At 45.3% G+C, this 22,502-nt stretch carries 20 protein-coding genes and 1 pseudogene; 11 read left to right on the top strand and 10 right to left on the bottom strand.

The window, feature by feature from the left end; all coding sequences use genetic code 11:
- Positions 1–14: 14 nt before the first annotated feature.
- On the bottom strand, positions 15–422 hold the full coding sequence (locus BBC0178_RS09945) for a CidA/LrgA family protein (RefSeq protein WP_077972810.1): 408 nt from the start codon (positions 420–422) through the stop codon (positions 15–17).
- Positions 423–517: 95 nt separating this feature from the next.
- Between BBC0178_RS09945 and BBC0178_RS09940 the strand changes: the two genes are divergently transcribed.
- The 7 genes and pseudogenes from BBC0178_RS09940 to BBC0178_RS09910 all read left to right on the top strand — a co-directional run bounded on the left by BBC0178_RS09940 (position 518) and on the right by BBC0178_RS09910 (position 8,195).
- Positions 518–1,426, top strand: a complete 909-nt coding sequence (locus tag BBC0178_RS09940; protein WP_078040059.1) for a LysR family transcriptional regulator — start codon at positions 518–520, stop codon at positions 1,424–1,426.
- Positions 1,427–1,617: 191 nt separating this feature from the next.
- On the top strand, positions 1,618–2,241 hold the full coding sequence (locus BBC0178_RS09935) for a glycosyltransferase family 29 protein (RefSeq protein WP_078040058.1): 624 nt from the start codon (positions 1,618–1,620) through the stop codon (positions 2,239–2,241).
- Positions 2,242–2,333: 92 nt separating this feature from the next.
- Positions 2,334–3,073 (top strand): annotated as a pseudogene (locus BBC0178_RS12285) (glycosyltransferase family 25 protein).
- Position 3,074: 1 nt separating this feature from the next.
- A complete protein-coding gene (locus BBC0178_RS09925) occupies positions 3,075–3,773 on the top strand; it encodes a polysaccharide deacetylase family protein (protein WP_078040057.1) in 699 nt (232 codons plus the stop codon).
- 206 nt (positions 3,774–3,979) lie between these two features.
- Complete coding sequence (locus BBC0178_RS09920) at positions 3,980–5,875, top strand: AsmA family protein (RefSeq protein WP_078040056.1); 1,896 nt, start codon at positions 3,980–3,982, stop codon at positions 5,873–5,875.
- A 54-nt stretch (positions 5,876–5,929) separates the two neighbouring features.
- Positions 5,930–6,613, top strand: a complete 684-nt coding sequence (locus tag BBC0178_RS09915; RefSeq protein ID WP_078040055.1) for an MOSC domain-containing protein — start codon at positions 5,930–5,932, stop codon at positions 6,611–6,613.
- A 754-nt stretch (positions 6,614–7,367) separates the two neighbouring features.
- Positions 7,368–8,195: an aldo/keto reductase gene (locus BBC0178_RS09910; protein WP_078040453.1), complete on the top strand. Its 828-nt coding sequence runs from the start codon at positions 7,368–7,370 to the stop codon at positions 8,193–8,195.
- A gap of 796 nt (positions 8,196–8,991) precedes the next feature.
- On the opposite strand, the gene BBC0178_RS11905 is transcribed toward BBC0178_RS09910, so the two are convergent.
- The 4 genes from BBC0178_RS11905 to BBC0178_RS09895 form a co-directional block, all read right to left on the bottom strand.
- The gene (locus BBC0178_RS11905; RefSeq protein ID WP_188317729.1) at positions 8,992–9,138 is read right to left on the bottom strand and encodes a hypothetical protein; all 147 of its coding nucleotides are present in this window, start codon (positions 9,136–9,138) and stop codon (positions 8,992–8,994) included.
- A gap of 177 nt (positions 9,139–9,315) precedes the next feature.
- The gene (locus BBC0178_RS09905) at positions 9,316–10,191 is read right to left on the bottom strand and encodes an efflux RND transporter periplasmic adaptor subunit (protein ID WP_078040054.1); all 876 of its coding nucleotides are present in this window, start codon (positions 10,189–10,191) and stop codon (positions 9,316–9,318) included.
- A gap of 5 nt (positions 10,192–10,196) precedes the next feature.
- Entirely contained in the window at positions 10,197–10,400 is a 204-nt protein-coding gene (locus BBC0178_RS09900) for a DUF1656 domain-containing protein (RefSeq protein WP_077972790.1), read from the bottom strand.
- On the bottom strand, positions 10,397–12,487 hold the full coding sequence (locus BBC0178_RS09895) for an FUSC family protein (protein ID WP_078040053.1): 2,091 nt from the start codon (positions 12,485–12,487) through the stop codon (positions 10,397–10,399). The genes BBC0178_RS09900 and BBC0178_RS09895 overlap by 4 nt, the downstream gene beginning before the upstream one ends.
- Positions 12,488–12,850: 363 nt before the next feature.
- On the opposite strand from BBC0178_RS09895, the gene BBC0178_RS09890 reads away from it, so the two are divergent.
- The 3 genes from BBC0178_RS09890 (at position 12,851) to BBC0178_RS09880 (ending at position 16,564) form a co-directional block, all read left to right on the top strand.
- Complete coding sequence (locus tag BBC0178_RS09890; RefSeq protein ID WP_078040052.1) at positions 12,851–13,609, top strand: 16S rRNA (uracil(1498)-N(3))-methyltransferase; 759 nt, start codon at positions 12,851–12,853, stop codon at positions 13,607–13,609.
- Positions 13,610–13,685: 76 nt separating this feature from the next.
- Entirely contained in the window at positions 13,686–15,059 is a 1,374-nt protein-coding gene (locus tag BBC0178_RS09885; protein WP_078040051.1) for a glutamate--cysteine ligase, read from the top strand.
- Between the two features lie 416 nt (positions 15,060–15,475).
- Positions 15,476–16,564 carry a baeRF11 domain-containing protein gene (locus BBC0178_RS09880; protein ID WP_077972786.1) on the top strand — a complete coding sequence of 363 codons (1,089 nt, stop codon included), beginning with the start codon at positions 15,476–15,478 and terminating at the stop codon, positions 16,562–16,564.
- 179 nt (positions 16,565–16,743) lie between these two features.
- On the opposite strand, the gene BBC0178_RS09875 is transcribed toward BBC0178_RS09880, so the two are convergent.
- From BBC0178_RS09875 to BBC0178_RS09855, 4 genes are all read right to left on the bottom strand, one after another.
- Positions 16,744–17,553 (bottom strand): tetratricopeptide repeat protein, encoded by an 810-nt coding sequence (locus BBC0178_RS09875; protein ID WP_078040050.1) that lies wholly within the window; start codon positions 17,551–17,553, stop codon positions 16,744–16,746.
- 212 nt (positions 17,554–17,765) lie between these two features.
- The gene (gene rpsU / locus BBC0178_RS09870; RefSeq protein ID WP_078040049.1) at positions 17,766–17,993 is read right to left on the bottom strand and encodes a 30S ribosomal protein S21; all 228 of its coding nucleotides are present in this window, start codon (positions 17,991–17,993) and stop codon (positions 17,766–17,768) included.
- 236 nt (positions 17,994–18,229) lie between these two features.
- Positions 18,230–18,559, bottom strand: coding sequence for a hypothetical protein (locus BBC0178_RS09860; RefSeq protein WP_078040047.1), 330 nt, complete (start codon positions 18,557–18,559; stop codon positions 18,230–18,232).
- A 214-nt stretch (positions 18,560–18,773) separates the two neighbouring features.
- Complete coding sequence (locus BBC0178_RS09855) at positions 18,774–19,247, bottom strand: MaoC family dehydratase (protein WP_077972782.1); 474 nt, start codon at positions 19,245–19,247, stop codon at positions 18,774–18,776.
- 325 nt (positions 19,248–19,572) lie between these two features.
- Between BBC0178_RS09855 and BBC0178_RS09850 the strand changes: the two genes are divergently transcribed.
- Entirely contained in the window at positions 19,573–20,889 is a 1,317-nt protein-coding gene (locus BBC0178_RS09850) for an NAD(P)H-dependent oxidoreductase (RefSeq protein WP_078040046.1), read from the top strand.
- 396 nt (positions 20,890–21,285) lie between these two features.
- Here the strand turns inward: BBC0178_RS09850 and BBC0178_RS09845 are convergent, their stop codons facing one another.
- The gene (locus BBC0178_RS09845) at positions 21,286–22,488 is read right to left on the bottom strand and encodes an NnrS family protein (RefSeq protein WP_078040045.1); all 1,203 of its coding nucleotides are present in this window, start codon (positions 22,486–22,488) and stop codon (positions 21,286–21,288) included.
- Positions 22,489–22,502 lie beyond the last annotated feature (14 nt).

The raw sequence follows: 22,502 nt of genomic DNA, 5'->3' as shown, positions 1-22,502 counted from the left end.
GTTCAAGATTTGCTTCAATGTTTGACATGGCGCATTAACATCCAGCGGTAACAAAGATCTATTGTCAAAGCGGTGATACTCATAACAACAAAGGTACCCCCCAGAATAACAACCAGAATTTTAATCCCTAACAAGCCGATGAATTCTTTGTGATTGAGTAGGGCAAGAACGGCTGGAACAAAAAACAAGAGCATCTCGGCAATGAGCCAATCCGCACCGCGTTTCATGCTTAATATGCTGAGCTTGTGGCTAGCTAGCGCAAGAAGTGCGAGTACCATACCGATAATGGCGCCCGGAATCGGTAGGTTCAGTGCCCAGGTAATGACCTCGCCACCAATCCAGAATGCGCACAAAAGTCCCATCTGTGCAAATATGTTGCGATGGAAAAGAAGGCGTGTTTGAATAGAGAGACGATGTATCATTTAATTTATACTCCTGACAAAGCGTTAGATAAGTGATGCTGTGTCATTCGTAAAATGAATTGAATTCATGATGACTATTCTGATATAGAATAGTCATGCAAATAAGAACACTTGAAGCCTTTGTCGAAATTATACGCCAGAACGGCTTTTCCTCGGCCGCGAAAGTTCTGAACTCGACGCAATCGACGATCAGTAAATCCCTGGCCCAGCTCGAAAGCCAGTATGGAACCAAATTAATCAATCGAAACAAAGGAAAAATGCAGCTTACAGCGGCAGGCGAATATGTCTTTCGCCATGCCCAACGAATTCTTGCCGAAGAATCGGCAATGGAACGCGAAATTGCCGAATTGAAGGGGCTAAAACGGGGTATTTTGAAAATAGGACTTCCCCCTATTGGCAGTTCGGAGCTTTTTGCTCCCGTTCTTGCCCGCTATACGTCCTCACACCCGCAGATTGATATCAATATAGTCGAACACGGGAGCAAAAAACTGGAAGAGCTGGTGCGGCAGGGCGAAATCGAACTTGCCGGTTCTCTGGTGCCAATTGCGAGCGGCTTCGATTATCAAGATGTTCGTAATGATCCTGTTGTTGCGTTAATGCCGGCCAGTCTTGCCGGAGAGCGAACCACAATCACAGCCAAAGAGCTTGCCGAATATCCGTTTGTGCTTTTTGCCAGCCAATTTGCTTTGACACCGCTTGTTATTGAAACATTTCATAAAAAAGGACTGTCGCCAGTCGTTTCGGCGCGCTCAAGCCAGATCGATTTTTTATTTGGTCTGGTGGCAGCGGGAATGGGAGTTGGTTTTTTACCCCGTATGATTGCTGAAAAACGTAATGTCAAAAATGTTAAAATGGTTGAAATAACCGACACAATCATTGAATGGCATATGGCATTGATTTGGCGTAGCAATAGTCACCTTTCCTATGCGGCACGCGAATGGTTGCGGCTGTCGGGTGAATATCATGACGAAACATTAAAGGTAAATAACAGCGTAAAATCATGAGCCGTTTTTTCCGTAACCCAAGAAAAAAGTGCAGAAGCAACATAGTGTAAAATTCTCCTAAAATATCGGCGAATAGTTCTTGCGTCCGACAATTAAATTTCTATTATTCTGCCATTTAAAACAGTAAATTACCGCTTGTATGCGGTCATTTAAAAGCGGGGACGTGAAGCGTCAAACTTGGGAATGGCTTTATGGGTACTCAAAAAAGACGACTCATCGTTGTTGGAAATGCCGATTTACCGAGGGATTTGTCGGAAGAGATAGATAGCGCAGACTATGTTTTACGCTTCAATCGTCCTAGACTTCTTGATGGCTGGAGTGGTTCAAAGACCAGTTGTCTGATGATGTGCAACTCCGGCAAGCCAATGCAGGAGAAACTTGAAGATCATTCTTTTCTGGAATACAAATTTTTTAAGCAGGCCGAGCTCATTACGCTGGTCTATCATCCCTATATTATGAAGACTTATTTTGCACGTCCCCGCCTGGGCTCGCAATTGTTAAAACATCGAAGGCTCGACTGGACCGATAAGGCTATCAAAGTTTTTGGCGGGGCGAGCAAGGATGTGGTGATAAAATCCGCGCAGTTCTATCTTGAAGCTTGTGCTGAAATCGGCATTGAAGGCAATAAACTCAAGGAATGGTTTCCATCGACCGGCTATCTCGGCATTTGGGATTGTTTGAAACAGTTCGATTTGTCGGAATGGGAAATTTTTATCTGCGGTTTTACCTGGCAGGGATGGAAGCATCATGCCTGGTCATCAGAAGAAAAATGGGTGCGTGAGCGTATAGACGAGGGAACATGCCATTTCTTGTAACATGCGTGATTGATCGCCGTTGTTTTCTTTTCATGCAATCCGTATTATGACAAAAAACTTGTCGGTTCCGCTGTCGGATTTTCAGGATAACTATGAACGGTTCATTAAAAACCATTAAAGCACTTGTTATTCATCTTGAACGGGCAAATGAACGGGAAAGTCAGGTAGCGCTTTTGAAGAAATATCTCCCATGTCCGACAATTGTTTTAAATGCGATAGATAGTCTTTCTCTGGATGATCAAACAATTCATCGCTTTTATCAAAAAAAGCTCTATCGTCCTTATTATCCTTTCACATTATCAAAAATGAAATTGCGTGTTTTTTATCCCACAGGCTCGCCTGGCAAAAAATAATTGATGAGAGGTTAGATGCCGGTTTTGTGGTTGAAGACGATGTTGCCCTCGACGAGCGATTTGATGAAGTTTTCCGTTTCGCAGTTGAGAACAGTAATTGCGACAGTTTCATCCGTTTTCCTTTCCGGTTGCGCGAGACCGGTAAAATAATTGCCGAAAAAGATGACATTAAACTGATCAGGCCAACAGAAACCGGTTTGGGGCAGGTTGCCCAGCTTGTCGGGCGCAATGCCGCCAAGAAACTTCTTGATGCAACCGGAATATTCGATCGGCCGGTCGACACAAGCGAGCAACTTTATTGGAAAACCGGTGTTCATCCCGAGGTTATTTTACCGCCGGTGGTTCGTGAAATTTCTGCGAAACTGGGTGGTTCGACAATAAAAAGTAAACATTCGCTTTTTGCCCGCCTTTACCGTGAAATAGCACGTCCGCTTTATCGGCATCGTATCAGGGCTTTATCAAAACGTCAGGAAGGTTGAGATGGCTGTCCCCATTCTTCTTTATCATCACATTGGAATGCCACCCAAAGCGGGAATTCCGGGGCGTTCGAATTACGTAACTGTTAAAAAATTTGCCAAACAAATGCGCGTTCTGAAGCGGCTTGGCTTTAAAGGTTTGTCTCTCCGAGAGGCAATGCCCTATATTCGGGGTGAAAAAAAAGACAGAGTTGCAGCCATTACTTTCGACGACGGTTTTTTATCTGTCTATCAGGACGCTATGCCTATTCTCGACGAATTGGGGTTCAGTGCCACGAATTTTTTTGTCTCCTCCCATATGGGGCTTGATAATTCATGGGATAACGAGCGTTCGGAACGCAATAAAATCATGACATTTGATGAAATGAGAGACTGGGCCGCCCATGGACATGAAGTGGGAGGCCACACGAATGACCACCTGCATTTGAAAGATATTCCACTTCAAGAAGCAAAACGTCAGATCGTCGAAAACAAGCAAAAGCTCGAGGAGGAGCTCGGGGCGCCGCTTGTTTCTTTTGCCTATCCATTTGGCGATGAAAATGAAGCAATACGCAAAATAGTGAAAGCAGCCGGTTATCATTTTGCTGTAACAACCATCAAATCACGGGCACGTGGAAATGAAGGGGATTACGAACTGCCAAGACACAGTATTCGCCGCAATGACACAATTTTGCATTTTTTAGCCAAATGTCTATTGCGCTAACCAAATGTTTATTGAGCTAAGCGGGGCATAAAGGCGGGTTTTTAACCATTGTTATTGTCGTGCGGTCAAAATTCATCTAAAAAATGCCGGGCAAAAAGACCCGGCAAAAATTTAAACAAGGGCATTTCAGAAACAAGCTTTTCACTGGAAGCCGAAATGTAATTCGGTTTTATTCTTTTATGGTTAATAGAGAGTAAAGGGACGAGGTGCACAAAAAAATCGTAAAATATGTCGGCGCTCTGATTTTTTTGCTGGTTATTGTCGGCGTGGCAATTTTCCTGTTATTGCCGCTTGTCGTCTCGACCGATGCTATCCGGATTCGTCTGGCGCAGGATCTCAGTGCCTGGACCGGCTATAATGTGCAATTGCGTGAAGCTCCGCACCTTGATCTTTTTCCCTATCCCAAAGCGTCACTTTCCGGCGTTACGCTCACGCCGATGAATGATGAAGCCGCTCCACTTATGGAGGCGGAGCGTATTGAGGTCGATTTATCACTCTTTGATGCTTTGCTCGGGCATATTTCGTTTTCGCAGACCCGCATCATCAATCCGCATTTTGTTATGGAAGAACCGGTCAAAACAGTTGCGGATTTTTTCGACACTCTTTCCCGTTCGCAGGGAAGTCTAGGATCAGCAGTTCGTGAAGCGCGCGAAATTGTGGAAAAAAATCCCGATCATCCGGATACGACACGCCTTCTCAACCAGCCTTTCGGCAGGATTGTTATTGAAAATGGCGAACTCCTTTATCGCAAAAGTCTTGGCGGGATGGCTGAAAAAATCACTGCTCTTAATGCCGTTGTCGAATGGCCCGAATCAACAAGGGCGGCAAGTTTTCGCGCCAACGCGTTATGGCACGGGCAGGCGACCGATTTACGTATCGATGCTATGCAGGCGCTGATATTGTTGTCCGGCGGTACGAGTGATCTCAGAGCCAGTCTCAATTCTTTAAGTGGCGGTATTACGTTTGAAGGAAAGGGGCGGCTTTCGGACAATTATATTTTCGACGGCAGGCTTTCCGCCCGCTCGCCAGGCTGGAACAAAACTCTGGATTGGTTGGGCTATCACCAGTTGTTGGGACAGGGCTTGAAGGCCCCGCTGGTTTGGGAATCGGATTTTTCTGCCCAACCCGGACATATGCAATTCAACAATATCATTTTCAGTTTTGACAAAGATAATGCGCGTGGCGCTTTGGCCACCGGCTATCAGGATGACTTGCCGCTTGTAAGCGGGTCGCTTGCTTTCGATAGGCTCAATCTTGATACATTAATTGCGACGTTTTTCCCCGATGAAGAGAAAAACGAATTTCTTGATCTTTCTGTTCTTGACCGCATCGGCCTTGATATACGGATGTCGGCACCGGAAGCAAAACTCGGCAACGTCACTCTCAATAATCTTGCTGCCGCTATCCAGATCAGAAATGGAAAAGGCATATTCGATCTTGGCAATGCCAACGCTTTTGGCGGGGCCATACAATCAAATATCCAGATCAGTCGCGATAATGACAAAGCCGGTATTGAAGGGCGCATATCGGGAAACTCGCTTGATCTCCAGTCAATAGCACAAGCTTTTCAACGCCCCTTTCCGGTTATTGCCAAAACCGGTTTCATATTGACAATGCATGCACCGTTCACCCATTGGCCGGACGTACTTTCCAAAATGCAGGGGCATTTGACGTTGAATATGTCATCGGGCACTCTTAAAGGTTATGACATTCATTCGATCCGGAGAGCCATAAGCTCTGACGATAAAACCCACATAGAAAAATCCGATAATGTTTCTACCGGTTTCGACCGCTGGGATATCGAATCAACCATTACCGATGAAAATCTGCTTATCGACAAATCTTCTATGTTTATCGGCAATTGGCGACTTCTGGCAAAAGGAAAAGCCGATCTGCAAAATGATGGGGTTAAGAAAAAGGGCTATCAGATCAAGCTTCATTCGGTACTTGAAAAAGTTCCTCGTTCCGATGCCTCGTGTCAGGATGTCACCTGCGTTGCAAATAGCTTGGTTAAACCTTTGAATTTCTTGTTATCGGGAAATGGTTTTCCTGATGACGGGATTGATCTTGAAAAAGATAACGAAATCGCCGAAGATCGATAAACCGCACTATCGGGCTTGTTAAAAGGCCTTTTTACGGAATTGGCGGGACAAAAAATGGTAAAACTTTTGGCACTCTCTGTCGGACCGATCAAGTCTATCGGGCCTGACAACTTACAAAGCGGAATCGACAAAAAACCGGTCGATAGGCCGCTTTTACTCACCAAAACCGGCTTTATCGGTGATGAGCAGGCAGACAAGAAACATCATGGCGGTCCGGAAAAGGCAGTCCATCATTATGATTTCGACCATTATGCATATTGGCAGAAGGAATTGGGGCATAAAGTGGTGTTTGAAACGCCGACTGCCTTTGGAGAAAACCTTTCAACGTCAGGCGTGAGTGAAAAAAATATCGCGGTTGGCGATATATTCCGGTTAGGCAAGGCAATCATTGAAGTTTCTCAAGGAAGACAACCATGTTTTCGGCTCAATGTAAGGTTCGGTATAGCCGATATGTCACTGCGCACACAAAAGAGCGGGCGAACAGGCTGGTATTATCGTGTTTTAGAGGAGGGTGAAGTCACTCTGCAAGACGAGCTTGAACTCCTCGAACGACGTCACGAAGATTGGACTATTTATCGGATATGGAAGGCTTTTTACGTGACACGCAATGATTATGATGAATTATCACAAATTGCGTCCCTTGAAGAATTATCGCCGAGCTGGCGATCTCTTGCACAAAAAAGACTGGACAGTCACCAGATTGAAGACTGGACAAAAAGATTGACCGGAATCGCTTGAATAACAGTCAAGCGATGAGCCAATTAAAAATATCCGAGAGGCCTATTTTCCCTTTCACATTTTCGGGTGGAGCTTTCCCGTATCTGTCAGCTCCGGTTAAAGAAGGGAGAAAGAATAGCAAAATTGTCCGATTTTACGCTCTGTAAAATAGAAAAATTGACGAATTTTGCATATGGCTTCATCCCGATAGTTGCCGTTATTGAATTTCATCATGGAGAGACCCTGATCGAGTGAGCTTATGCGATAAAGATTTCCTATTTCGATATTAAAAAATCTGAACAAATCGTTTTTCGAAAGTTTTTGTGAAACCGGTTCGACTTTTTTGAGTTACAGTAAAAGAAATAGGAGGGGCACAGGCTCGCAAATCTGCTTCATATCATGGACCGGTGCGTGAGCCTGAAAATTTCATTTTATGAAATTTTAAAATAATATTTTATTGAAACAATTTTCTTTAAATATAGAGTGCCAATGATGATGGAAAAGGTGTAAAAATAATTTTATAAATAGATTGTTTTTATTTTATTTTTTAATCATTTTTGACGAATAATTAAGAAAATTCTTGTTTTTTAAAATTAAAATATGGCTATCAATTTTATTTGTTATGAAAAAGCTTTTTTCCCTTGCTGTCAATTCAAGGGATTATGCATTATGATGACCATTGAAGAATAATCCATATGCGTTGCTAACGCATGTGGAGCGAAGTTCATTTTAACAGGAGATTCAAGGACAATAGATGCCAGAATTATCACAAAAAATATCGGTTCCCTTGCTTAAGATGAATGATGGCTTGTCCATTCCACAATTGGGCTTCGGGGTTTTTAAAATTCCCGAACAAGATACCAGAGATGCTGTTAAACAGGCAATAAAGACAGGCTACCGGCACATTGATACAGCCAAAGCTTATGACAATGAAAAAGGTGTCGGGCTTGGTGTCGCTGATTCAGGTATCGAACGCAAAAATATTTTTATTACCACCAAAGTGTGGAATAGCGACCAAGGCTATGACAATACGATGCGCGCTTTTGAAGAAAGTGCCAAACGGCTCAATATGAATGCAATTGATCTCTATCTTATTCATTGGCCGTTGCCAGCACGTGATCTTTTTGTAGAAACGTGGAAAGCTTTGATCAGGCTCAAACAGGAAAACCGCGTTCGTTCAATCGGCGTTTGCAATTTCCGTATTGTCGATCTTGAGCGCCTCATCAAGGAAACCGGTGTTGCTCCCGCGGTCAATCAGGTGGAATTGCACCCGCATTTTCAACAAAAGCAATTACGCATATTTCACGACAAGAATAATATATTGACAGAAGCATGGGCACCACTCGGTCGGGGGCAATTTTTTGATGATCCGGTGTTGAAAAAGATTGCCGATGAACATCATAAGACTGTCGCACAAATTATTTTGCGTTGGCATATCGAAATGGGCACAATCGCTATTCCGAAATCGCAATCACCGGAACGTATGGCCGAGAATTTCAATATATTCGACTTTGCGCTTACCGCTGCCAATCATGACGCGATTGCAGCCCTTGATAAAGTCGATGGCCGATTGGGACCAAATCCGGCCGAATTTCAAGGTTGAAATTTCCACTGTATTGACATGATAAAAGTGGCGCCTTTTGTGGCGCCGCTTTATTAAACGGGGTTTAACGGGCTTAAATATCGTTGTTTCTGCTGTTTTGCCGTTATCCGTATTCGTAGTGTTTTTTACCAAAAATTGTCTGAATAGATTCTTCCTGCTTACGAATGCTCTTTCGTATTTCGTTTTTTCCGCTTAGGGGAAGGAAGGAACAGAAAAGTCGGAATTTTTAAGCACTATGTTGCTATTCGTGCTGAATATCCATAAGCGTTCTCTCTTTTGTGGGGGGCTGTACTGTTACCGATTGGCTCCGGTGATACGGAGATTAACCTGAAGCAAGCACGGACGAGCCTGAAACGGCTTTGGAAAAAGGGCATAAATTCAAAAGGCTATTTCAAAACCGTCATAGGGTTCTAACGAGACAGCATAGTGTTGTGATGAAAAAATGTAACCGGAAATGTGGGAAGCGGGAGCCTTCTATCTGCAGTTTTGAAAAAATCGTCTCATAAATATAGACAGCGCTATCTGAACGTTCAGCCACACAATCCGAATTTGTTATTCCCGTTCATTCAAGCTTGCTTGCCTGTAGGTTCAAGCTTGAGCGGTCGTGGCTTAGATCTTCTTATCGAGGGGAATTTATTATTCCGGATGGGGAGTGACGACCGTTTTCATCAGGATTTTCTCAATACGAAAAGACAAATACGAAGATCAAGCGCGATATATGAAAAAGAAGGGGCCAGAAGGCCCCTTTTTCAAACTCTCTTCATCCGGATAGAGTTCATTCCGGAAATTCATTTCGTCATTGGTGCATGGTGTTGTGAACACCATAGCCGTCTTTGGTCATAAATTCGTTATTTCCGGCACCTACCGAACCAATACCTGCAGCGACAACAATAAATGTGAAAAGAGCTGCAACAGTCACCAGAGTGGCTCTCTTGGCTGACATTTTATCTCTCCGATCAAATGTGATTAGTAAATATCAAATTGTGTGTTGTCATATAGCGAAGTTTATTTTTCGACAATGAAAGAACAGCACTTTGACAAACCTTTTCCATGATTAAAGTAAAAAAAAGTTAAATCTGTTGCAGTTAAGTGACGAAAAATCTTGACGAAAATCAACCGGTTATTGCTTCTTTTCTTCAATAGCGACACTGATCGTACGCCCCGATACCAGATGGACACTGTCAGGGACCGGATCAAGCTTGATACGGACCGGTATACGTTGGGCAAGGCGAACCCAGTTGAAAGTTGGTGCAACATTGGCAAGAAGGCTTGTCGTCTGTGTGCGTTCACGGTCTTCAATGCCGGCAGCAAACCCTTCAACAACACCGGTCAAAACAGTGTTTGAGCCCATAATGTGGATCGTTGCACGACTGCCGATGCGAATACGGTCGAGTTTGTTTTCCTCAAAATATCCGGAAGCATAAAACGAATCGGTGTCAACGAGAGCCGTAACCGGTTTACCTTGCGTGACATATTCTCCAGGTTGAAGCGAGAAATTGGTCAGTTTGCCATTGACAGCAGCACGAACTGTCGAGCGTTCAAGGTCAAGCTTTGCAGTATCGAGCTGGACGATTGCCTTACGCAAAGTGGCGGCAGTTTGCAATTCCTGCATAGCAGCAGTTTCCAATTGTTGGCGGGTGATGGTTTTGTCATCGAGTTTCTGGTCGCGTTCGAGGTCGCGTTTTGCCTGATCGTGAGCGGCTTTGGCATTGTCAACCATCGCTTGAGCATCTTCCAGAGCCAAAGAAAAACGTGCCTGATCGATTGTGAAAAGAACATCGCCCTGTTTGACAAGCTGGTTATCAACCACATGGACTTCGGTTACAAAGCCGGAAACATCAGGTGCGACACGAACAACATCGGCACTGATTTTGCCATCTCTCGTCCATGGGTCGTTCATGTAGTAGTTCCATAACTGCCAGAGGAGAAGTCCGGCTACCAGAGCCATGACAAGGGTGAAAAATATACGACCGGAATTGGCTATAAGCTTGTTCATATCCGTTAGATCCGCGTTACAATGAAAGATAGAATACTCAAAATGATGAAATAACTTGCTGCGGCAAACAGCGCATGGTGCCAGATGAAGCGTTCCAGCCCTTTTCGTAAGATGAAACGTTGGAGGGCAACATTCAAAAAGTAGCTGACAAGTGCCAGAATTCCGATTGTCGGAATATAGACACCATAAATATCGACCTCGGGGTTCATGCGTCATGTCCTTTGAAAATTGGAGGCAAGACTGCTTTGTAAGGTTCGGCATCACCAAACAAATTTTGCCGCAAACCGGTTAATGCAAACGAGATTTTCTGGTGATCTTCAGAATCAGGCAGAGCAAGCGTCCAATCAAGTGTTGTGTCTATTGCTTCCAGCAATTCTTTGCCATCTGGTACATCGGTACTGTTGATTTTTACACGGTAATAGAATGCCAGTTCCTCCAGAACATTGGCAAGATTTTGGCGATTGGTCGGTCCTTGCGATTCTTTTAAGTGTTGCAGTTCGATTGTATCAAGCCCGACACGCACATCTTTGAGAATGTCGGTCTGGCGAACCGGTGAATGAATCGGTATCAGGGCATAACGGGGTGCAATCAGTCCATAGCGGTAAAGCATGCGGTGCAAAAGTTCGTTATAGGCTTTGGTGTCTGTAGGTCTTTCCGCCACTTCGATAATGTCGTTCCAGCTTGCACGAATGAGACGAAATGCACTCCATTCGGCTCCGACAGAACGCACAATGGAAGCTGTTGCGGCTGCGACAATAATTCCCAGAATCATTGCCGTGTTGATATTGATGAAATTATAAAAATCGCCGCTCAAGCGGGATTGCAGCAATAACAGATTGGGCAGGTTCACCGCCATTGTCATGCCCATGGCAAATTTTGATGGAATAGCCATCATGACACCGGCAGGTATCAGCACAAGTGCCAGACTAAGCATGAGCGGCAAATAGCCGTCGACAAGCGGTAAAAGACCGAATTGAAGAACAAAGGCAATGACAAGAACAAGAAGAATTTGCTTGAGCATTCCGCGAATTGCAGGAACAGGATCATCTTTGGTTGCAAAAAGGCTGCTGAAAATACCGGTCATCATGGCAGCGGTTGCGCCTTGTGTCCATTCTGTCATACGCCACAAAGTAACAGTAATAAAAATGGCAAGGATTGCAGAAAAAGCTGAAAGAAACGCAATGCCGAAATCGTAGTGAATCGATCTTACTTCTCCTAAAAAATCGAAACGGTGCCAACGCAATTTATGTTGGGTGCCGTTGACGATGTCGTTGCGCAAATGAAGACAGTCGGAATAGATTTCCATAATATCGACAAGGCGCAATGTCAGATTGCGTGAAACGAGATCAAGCCACACTTTCGAGCGGCCAATATCATCCAATACGGATTGCTTCAAAGCTTTGATACGGGCAATGCCTTCCGGCTTCATCGGTTCATGGGTTTGTAACCATGCAGATGTTTCCCCGATAAGTTCGTCAAGTTTGGTGTTGTTGCTCTTGCCGCCACATTGGTCTGCAATCAATTTGTTGCGCTGGTTGATGAGATCGTTACAGCTTGCCACCATTGGCAATAGTGAAACCATGCGGCTTTGTAACACACGCATTGCGTTCACTGTCGATGGCAATGTGGAGGAGTCATAAGTGACATGGGTGGTAAAAGCGCGCAAATCGACAGCATCAATCGCCAGATGTTGGCGCCTTTGCAACGCGTCTTCGCTTTTGCCTTTTCCTTTAATATACATAATGGCAAGGTCGGCGCTGTTTTTCAGCCATTTATCAATACGCTCGGCAAGAACCGGCCCTGCATGGCGGGGAAAAATAAGGCGGCCAACTAGCGCGGCAGAAATGATGCCGACGCCGATTTCTTCAACACGACTTGCCGAATAATCAAAAACGGTTTCCGGCGCGTCAACAACCATAAATCCGATAATGCCGACGCTATAGCCGGCAAGCATGGAAACATAAGCGCGCGGGCTGCGATCCAATACACTGACAAACAAACAACCGCCAAGCCAGAGAGCGAGCCCCAAAGTTGTGAGTTCCGGCGAGGGGATAAGATGCGGTATAATAATGACTGTCGCCATACCGCCGATTGCGGTACCGAGAAGTCGATAAAAGGCTTTTGATGTCAAAGCGCCCGACAAAGGATGGGCAACAATATAGACGGCTGTAATTGTCCAATAGGGGTTGGGAAGATCACACAAAAAGGCGATATAGAGAGCCAAACCCGCCGCTGCGATAGTTTTTAACGAGAATACGACATCCCATACAGTCGGTTGTTTAACGCTAACAGTCATATATTTTCAAACAAACACAATAAGCGGGCAAAAAGACAATTCTCCTTTGTCCGGAATAACACTATAAAGCTGCTTTCCTACGAGATCACCAATTTGACAGCGTTGAGAGAAGGTAGTTTCTTCTCATATTTAGTTTTATTTTTAGAAATTTTCTAGTCACCTTTCTGTAAAAAGTGACTACGAATTTTGATACGCACGCGATATTGTTGATCTTGATTTTTCAAAATAGCCGGAAAACCGGCTTGAATGTTCAAATCGGGCGGATATTTCATAAAGCTTATAAAGCGTGGATAAACAGGACATTGTCAGGCCATTCCCGAATTTAAACCGAATTTAAAAAAACTGTCAGGAAAGTTAGAAGTGATGCGCGCCAATTACAAATTACAAAGGCTTTTTGTTAAAGAACCTTTGTCACTCCACGAAAAATTGGATTTGAATGAAACCCAGTCGCATTATCTCAAAAACGTCTTGCGGATGAGGGAGGGAAGCGAAGTTCTGCTATTCAACGGAAAAGATGGTGAATGGCGCGCCAAAATTCATGAAATCAAAAAGAAAATTGTAGTGCTCGAACTTGTCGCCAAAGAACGCGAGCAGACCGAGCCTGCCGATCTCGTCTATTGTTTTGCTCCGCTCAAACATGCCCGCCTCGACTATATGATACAAAAGGCGGTAGAAATGGGGGCTTCTGTCCTACAGCCGGTGATGACCCATTTCACACAAGTGACCCGCCTCAATGAAGAGCGCATACATGCCAATATTATTGAAGCGTGCGAGCAATGCGGCATTTTGTCAATAAGTTCCTGCCGCTCACCAATTACGTTACCGGCACTTTTGGATAACTGGCAAAAGGAGCGCTATCTCATCTTTTGTGATGAGGCAGCGGAAACACAAAATCCACTTGAAATTTTGAGAAGCTTACCACCGGCTCCCGCTGCTGTTCTTATTGGACCGGAGGGCGGTTTTAACGACGAGGAGCGCTCGCAACTCGAACGCTGTTCTTTTGTTCACGCTATTCCATTGGGGCCCAGAATTTTGCGTGCAGATACTGCGGCGGTTGCTGCCCTTGCGGTTATTGATGCGACATTGGGAGATTGGCGTGACGACTGGCAAAACCGAATGTGAGGCAGGCGGTACTTGAAAGAGCAATGAAAACAGTTCAATGATGAATCAAATCAAGACAAATTGGAAATTGTGAGATATGGCGCGCGATATTGAAGATGAAACAACAATCAACGGTTTTGAAGATCTGGTAAATTATCTTGCTGCAGGCTCGAAAGAACCTGAAAAATGGCGAATCGGCACCGAACACGAAAAATTTCCATTTTTTGTCGAGGGTAACCGCCCTGTCCCTTATGAAGGGAAAAGAAGTATCCGTGCCCTGCTTGAGGGAATGCAAGCGATGCTCGGGTGGGAACCGATAATGGATGAAGGAAAAATTATCGGTTTGTTAGAGCCGACAGGTGCCGGTGCCATTTCACTCGAACCCGGCGGACAATTCGAACTTTCAGGTGCACCACTCAAAACAATTCATCAGACTTGCCGTGAGGTGAATGCCCATCTTGCTCAGGTCAAGGAAATTGCCGCGCCCCTCGGTATCGGTTTTTTAGGCCTTGGTGGCAGCCCCAAATGGCGTCTTGATGAAACGCCGCAAATGCCGAAATCACGTTACCATATTATGACCAACTATATGCCCAAAGTGGGCAAGCACGGTCTTGATATGATGTACCGGACCTGCACAATTCAGGTCAATCTTGATTTTTCATCCGAGACCGATATGCGCCGCAAAATGCAGGTTTCGATGAAATTGCAGTCCATCGCCACCGCGCTTTTTGCAACTTCCCCCTTCACGGAAGAAAAACCCAACGGCTTTATGTCGTGGCGTTCCGAAATATGGCGCGACACCGATAACCGGCGTTCGGGTGTTCTTCCCTTTGTATTCAATGAAAATTTCGGTTTTGCCGATTACGCAAGATGGGCACTCGATGTTCCGATGTATTTCATTGTACGCGACGGGCATTACCATGATTGCACCGACATAACATTCCGCCAATTCATGGAAGGTGCTTTAAAGGGAAAAGTTGACGATTACCGCGCCAATATGGGCGATTGGATCAATCACCTTTCAACATTATTTCCCGAAGTGCGGCTCAAACGTTTTTTGGAAATGCGTGGTGCCGATGGCGGTCCATGGCGGCGTATTTGTGCATTGCCGGCTTTCTGGGTCGGGCTCCTCTATGATAAGGAAGCGCTCGATAGTGCCTATGAGATGACAAAAGATTGGGGCTATGAAGAAGTTCTTGCTATGCGCAATCTTGTTCCCATCAAAGGATTGAAGACGCCTTTCCGGAATACGACCATTCTTGAAATTGCCCGTCAGGCTCTGGAAATTTCGCGCAAAGGCCTTGCCAACCGCAAAAAACTCAACGTCGATGGCGATGATGAAACGCGTTTTCTGGATCCGCTTTTCGAAGTTGCAATGACAGGCAAATGCGATTCGGAACGTTTATTATCGAAATTCCATTCGGTTTGGGGTGGTTCTGTCGATCCGGTTTTCTTGGAATACGCCTATTAACCTTTTCCTCAACATTAACCTTTTCCTCAACACTTGGCCTTTGCGCAACACTATGAGAGGCAAGGTAAAACGGCTTGTTTCCAACAGGCCGGATTGGCCGCCTCTTGATAAAAACGCGCGCAGGGCAGGCAAGACCTGCTTAAAAAATAGCGCGGTTTAAAAAGTTCCGTTTTCATTTTGAAAATCCGGAACCGTTTTTGCCGTTTAAAAATAGAGCTTTTCAAAATACGAGGCTGCTTTAAAAAAGCTTCATAAAACGAATTCTATTGTCCAATTCCATGTCAAATAGACTTTGGCTCCGGAAAAGTTGTGTAATTTTCAATAAAAGTAAAATTAAAATCCTGATTGTCTTGTTTTTGGACATGTCGAGTTCCCATATCAGTAATGAGTAAACAAAAGAGGAAAGGGATTTCTCAATGCAGCATGTCGATATTCCATCAATGTCGGATTTTAACAAATTACGAGAGGTGCGCGCCGACGCATGTGTATCAATATACTTGCCGACGACACCGATTACATCCGAAATTGGTGCCAGTAAAATTGAGTATGCCAATCAAGTGAAGGAGGCATTGGCACAATCCCAATCCCTTACAGATAAACGGCGTCTGGCAAATCTGGAAACGCTTCTGACAGGGCTTTCCGATTATGAAGAGTTCTGGTTGAAACAGGCGCGTAGTCTCGCCGTTCTTGCCACACCGGATCGTATCTGGACATTCCGTCTTGCCAACCGTTTGAAATCATTTGTTGAAATTGCAGACCGGTTCATGTTGAGCCCGCTTCTTCGTTCGATTACCTTTGCCCATACGGCTCATGTGGTGGCTATTTCAGAATCGAAAGTAAGACTTATCGAAATTGCAAGTGATATCGAGCCATTCGAAGTCAAAGTGCCGGATATGCCCAAGGACATCAATAGCGCTGTCGGCACCAGTAACGAGAGAATCAGTTCCAATAGTGCAGTGCGGTTGACCCAATATTGCCGTTTGATTGATTCAGCTTTGCGTCGTTATCTGACGAGACCGGATATTCCTTTGATTATTGGCGGAAATGAAGCAATGATCAATGCGTTCCGTTCGGTTTATGGCGGCAACAACCTTATCGGAGAAATTGTCAATGCCGGACTTGATCGGGCAAACCCGACAGAAATCGGGGATCTCGCTCGTCCAGTTCTTGACCGTTATTATGAACGGCAAGTGGCCGATATCCGTTCGCGTTTCGAACATCTGACAGCGGAAGGACGGACCACAACAGATATTGCGCTTGCAGCCCGTGCAGCTACGATCGGTCAGATCGATACATTGCTTGCCGATATGGATGAAATGGTTCACGGGACTGTCGATGAAACAACTGGAGCCGTTAGTTTCGGCAAAGAGGGACCGGATACCTATAATGTGGTCGACGAGATTGCAAGCCGCGTTCTTGCCAATGGTGGACATGTGCTAGCCGTTCGCAAGAGTGATATTCCCAATCACCAATCGCTTGCAGCAATTTTCCGTTTCAGAATGTAGGAAAGTTTTGTTTTGTTGATGCCACTCACAAAAACGGATGGCATCGTTCAAAAAAGCGAAAATTTTGGCAATAAATAAAAACGAAAGCCCGCAACAAATTCTGTTCGGGCTTTCAGTTTTTTAAAACTTGCGAATTTTATGTAACTACAGTCCTATTCGATATAAGACGCGGGCGATGATTAGCCGCGGGTACGGCTTTGGCCTTCTCTTGCCGGTTTGAAACCCGGGTCAAGACTGACGGCTTTTGTATAGGAAGCATAAGCTTTTTTCTTGTCGCCACGATGTTCATAAACCATTGCCTGATTTGACCAGCTTTCAGCATTACTGCCATCCAATCGTATGGCAGCGTTAAAATCATCAAAAGCATTATCCCAGTCGCCAAGTGCTGCGTAGGAGAGGCCACGTCCATTATAAGGGGCAGGCGCATTGGGTTGACGCGACATGGCTGCACCGAAATCGGCAATGGCCTGTTGCTGGTCACCGCGTGCCTGTTCGATAAGTGCGCGGTTATGCCAGGCACGTCCGTCGGTTGTGCCAGCCTGAATGGCACTGTTGAAATCATTATAGGCAAGATCAAGCTTGCCACTCAAACGATAGACATTGCCGCGTCCGATCAACGCAACATCATAATTCGGGTTGATTGCCAAAGCACGGTTATAATCGGCAATAGCAGCCGACATATTTCCTGTATTGCGATAAATCAAAGCACGATTGGCATAGGCTTTATAGAAATTGGAGTCGAGCGCTATAGCGGACGTAAAATCGGCAATGGCTTCTTTGTTTCGACCTGCGCGCCCATAAGCCGAGCCGCGCACATTGTAACCGTCAGGGTCGCGTGGATTGGCTTTAATAACGGCTGTCAGAGAAGAGATATTCTCATGCGAGCCCTGGGCAACATCTTCAGGATCAAGAACACCGCTGGAAGACGTACAACCGGCCAAGGCGATAGCCGCAAAAAGAAAGACTGCTGATAGTTTCAATTTTTTCATCGGGCACGATCCTGATACAGACAATTCCACGGGGTCAAATGCGTCATGTCTGACGACTTGGATATAACAAAAAAGTGGAAATGCACGGCGCATCTCCACTTGAAGTCAGGCGAAATTCAGTTTCGCATAAATTGGTCTTTCCCGAAATAAATTAAACCATACGAGAGTAAACTCTACAAATCTGGCAAAAAATTTCAGCAAAATTCCGAATATCAATGAGCAGAACCGCGCCCGCTCACCAAACCTTCACGTTGTGCACGCTTACGTGCCAACTTACGAGCACGCCGAACAGCCTCGGCCTTTTCACGGGCACGCTTTTCCGACGGCTTTTCATAATGGCCGCGCATCTTCATTTCACGGAAGATGCCTTCACGTTGCATTTTCTTTTGCAGCGCACGGAGCGCCTGGTCAACATTATTATCGCGAACGAGTACTTGCACGTTTAATCCTGCTTTGTTTTTACTATCTCTGTTAAATGGGAATATCCCAAAACGACCAAGCCTTTTCAGACAAGGTTTTAAATGATTGTGGTGCCAATACCATAAAAACAGTTCGCTTGTCTATATTGGTTTTCCAAAAGCTGTGTTTTTTAAAAAATAGCTGTCTTTTTATTTTTCTATTCACGTTTTTCGATAAAAACCGGCAAAACAACGCGAAAATGACGTTAAAATTGGCGTCATTGCTCTAATAATTCTCCCCATAACAGATATTTAAATAAAAATTGTAACGGGGCTGACCAGATATGGAATGAAAAGAATGAAAACCGACTCGCTTCTACAGTTTTGGTTCGAGGAATGAATCGTTGAAAAATAATCGCCTTTGTTAAAAATTTATCCGGCAGCAATAGATCCGCCCACACTATATCCGGTCCAATAGAGTTGAAGCGGAAAAGGGATAAATCAGCAAGAAAAGCCGCTAAAATGGAAGAAAATATTGGCAAATGCCCGCTGTCACCGGATTGATCAACCCCTTTTTTTGTCAATGATATTGCAATACGGAAAGCCATTTTAACATGTCGAGACAGAAGTGCTTGAACTTTGCAAGGCAGTAAAAGCCCTGTTGTTCAAACGAATGCGGCTATTTTTCTCCGCGCGAAAAAGAATGCCCCATTCAAATAAAAACAGGTCTGCCAGATATGCGCTGCTTAAAGTTACAAATCTGAGCTGGTCAAAATTACAAATATGTGCAGCTCAATGTGACGAATATGCACTGCGCAAGAATTACGAAGCCTTTGGCGGAACCATGGCAATTGTAATCCAGTCGGCAGTCAAAGCCGGTTTTTTCACATTTTCGATTTCAAGAGTGACAGCGTAATGAAAAACAATTCTGCCCGAGGGGCGAATTTCGGCATCGCTTAAAACAAAATGGGCGCGAACCTTTGCACCGGTTTTGACGGGGCTCATCAAACGCACTTTGTCAAAACCGTAATTGATACCCATTGTTGTCCCCTCAAGCTCGGGGAGCGCCTCATAAGCCAAAGTCGATAGCAGCGAAAGGGTTAGAAAACCATGGGCAATTGTGCCGCCAAAGGGCGTTTCTTTGGCACGTTTTTCGTCAACATGAATCCATTGATGGTCATCGGTTGCATCGGCAAACTGGTTAATCATTTCCTGTGTGACAGTACGCCAATTCGAAACGCCTACTTCTTTGCCGATTGAAGCGGGAATATCGTCAACAGTCACTTTGCCGGGCATGAGTGTTTTTCCTTATCAATATTTTGCGGTTGCCTCTTATTGGTGAAAGACCGCTTATGTCATGAATTCAAGCTGCTTATACAGGTCAAATAATATTCACGCAAATTTTTGTTTGGAAAATGTGGAGCTTTGTTATTCTGCTCTTGGCTTTCTGCTCCCAACCCTCCGTTCTTTGTCGTCAATCAATGACGAGCCTTGCAATTCTTTAGCGTTGTTATTAGACCTTTGAAGAAAGGATTATGCGCTGAACGACTGGCAAAACCCGATGATAGAAATATTTTGTCGGGTTGATGAATGATCGTTTTTTACCGGAGAATTTTTTGAAATGACAAGCAATGTAGCCCTTATCGGTTTGGCCCGCGACCTCAAAAAACGCGAAGACAGTGGCAAGCCTATCCGCATAGGGCTTGTCGGTTGCGGGGAAATGGGAACCGACCTTTTAACAGGCGTCGCCCATATGGATGGTATAGAGGTTGCAGCGGTTTCAACACGCACACCCGAACGGGTGCTTGATGCGGCAAAAATTGCCTATGATGAAACGGGGCATGCAAAGGAAGTTTCCAACGCGTCGGAAATGACAGCAGCAATCGAAGAGGGAAAAATTGCCGCCACCGACGATCTTGATATGTTGCTAAAAAACGAGCTTGTCGATGTTATCGTCGACGCGACAGGCTATCCCGAGGCAGGCGCGGAAATCGGTTATAAAACGCTACAAAACAACAAACACGTTGTTATGATGAATGTCGAGGCTGATGTCACAATTGGCCCTTATCTTAAACATGAAGCCGAAAAACGCGGCCTTATCTACACACTTGGAGCCGGTGACGAGCCGTCTTCCTGCATGGAGCTTATCGAATTTGTTTCGGCACTCGGGCATAATGTTGTTGCAGCCGGAAAGGGCAAAAACAACCCGCTCGATTTTGATGCAATTCCCGATCATTATGAAGAAGAGGCACAAAAACGCAATATGAATGTGCGTATGCTTGTCGAATTCATTGACGGTTCAAAAACCATGGTCGAAATGACGGCCATTGCCAATGCAACCGGCCTTGTTCCCGATTGCCCCGGAATGCACGGCCCGAAAGCCGACATAGATCGCCTGAACAAGGTGCTCATTCCTGAAAAAGATGGTGGGGTTTTGTCAAAAGCCGGCGTTGTCGATTATTCGATCGGGCGGGGCGTTTCACCGGGGGTTTTCGTGGTTGCAGAAATGCGCCATCCGCGCGTTTGGGAACGTATGGAAGATTTGAAAATTGGTGAAGGGCCTTATTTCACGTTCCATCGTCCTTATCATCTCACAGCTATGGAAGTGCCGCTTACTTGCGCACGGGTCATGCTTTACGGAAAGGCCGATATGGTGCCGCTTGACCGGCCGGTTGCGGAAGTGTGTGCCGTTGCCAAGAAGGACCTGAAACCCGGTGACAAGCTCGATTTTATCGGACTTTATACCTATCGCGCATGGAATATGACAGTCGAGGATGCAAGGAAGCACGAGGCAATTCCCTGTGGTCTGCTTGAAGGGGCAACAGTTACCGCACCGATTAAGAAGAATGAATTGATTACTGCAAAAAATGCTGCAATCAATGAAGACCAGTGGATTGCACGCTTGCGCAAAAAACAGGACAAACTCATTTACGGCTGATCGGGATTTTTAAAAACCGGTCACTCATAATCGTTCCAATTGCGATCTTTATTGATCGAAAGTTGGAAATCGCAGGTTTTGTAATGGGGAAAGCCTCCTTTCGTTGCATTTTTATTCTTCAGAACGGCAACGAGAGGCTTTTGCATCGTCCGGTAGGTCATATATTTTATGGATGTGATCCGGATAATGGCAGACGAATTTCAAAAACAGATCTGCAAAACGTGCGGCAAGTTGCGCATTGATATGCGATAGAGGAGCTGGTTCAAATATCCAAGCGCGATTTATAAGCGCAAATGTATAAGTGCAAATGCGCTAAATTATCTCTCCGGAAAGGCTAATGCTTCTGTCGCACGCCGCAAAAAAGACGATTGCGGCGGGTATTTCCGATCATCAATGTCAATTCGGAACGCGTGGTTTGCGCGGTTTGGTAAGCACATTCCAATAGAGCACAACGAAACCTAAAAAAGCCAGAATCCATAAAGTTCCGGCAAGGTGAAGTGTCGGCAGATTGTTATTGGCAATGCCGGCAAAAAGCCGCAGCCAGACCGATAGAAAAAGTGCAAGGTAAACCAGCACAACAGGCCAGGAAACTGTAAGCGGGCGGCCTGCGTGACCAAGGCTTGCGCGTGTCATAACGGCCATTGTCATCATGCCGATACCACCGGCCATCCATAAATGTTGCACGGGTGCGCGCCCTCCCGGAATAATTCCGAATGTGCCGAGCGCCAAAGCGATAAACCCTAACGGAATAAACAGAAAGCCGACATGAAGCACAAAAACCAGCGGTTCTTTCAAAGTTGCCAAACCCCGCCAACGTTGCAGCCGGTAAAGATTGGCAATGCCGCAAAGGCCGCACAACAGAGCAGTTATTCCCGTATCGGGAAAAACTATCCACAGAACGAGGCAGATAGCCGTAAAAATCATAATGGTTTGGTCAACGCGCCCGTGTGGAGCCGGTAGTTTTGTTTCCCCGCGTTTGGCAAGCCAATTTCGTGTGAAGCTTGGCACAATCCGGCCGCCAATAATGGCAATAAGGAAAACTGCAATGGCAAGGGCAAGACGTGCGCCATAACCGTCGGCGGCATAAACGCCATTGAAAGCTTCGCAATCAAAAATCAGATTGGCGCAGAAAAGGAGAACAAGCAAAATAAGCACTTTGAGATTACGCCAATTTTTTCCATATATAATTTCGCGCCCGATTGCGATGGTGAAAAGAAGCGGGAACAGCAAATCAAGGCCGACTGTTACTGTTGCAGGCAGATCGGATGAAAGCACCATGGCAATACGCCCGATAAGCCAGATGGATACGAGGCCCAAAAGCGGCCAGCCGACAATGGGCAATCGTCCGGTCCAATTGGGAACGGCCGTCATTAAAAAACCGGCAATGACAGCCCATAAATAACCGAAGAGAAAGCTGTGGGCATGCCAGGAAAACGGGTCAATCCCGATTGCCAGAACATCTTTGCCGGAAAAAAGGAAAATCCAGATAAACAGGCTGAATACAGCCCAGATACTTGCAAACAGAAAAAACGGACGATAACCATAACTCAAAAGTGCCGGACCTTGCCACGCTCTCATCTGTTCGGCTGAACTTGCCATGATCATTTCCTTAA

The organism is Ditibartonella apihabitans, from assembly GCF_002007485.1.
Lineage (GTDB): Bacteria > Pseudomonadota > Alphaproteobacteria > Rhizobiales > Rhizobiaceae > Bartonella > Bartonella apihabitans.
The sequence above is the reverse complement of the archived record's forward strand: the minus strand, read 5'-3'. Positions and strand labels throughout refer to the sequence as shown.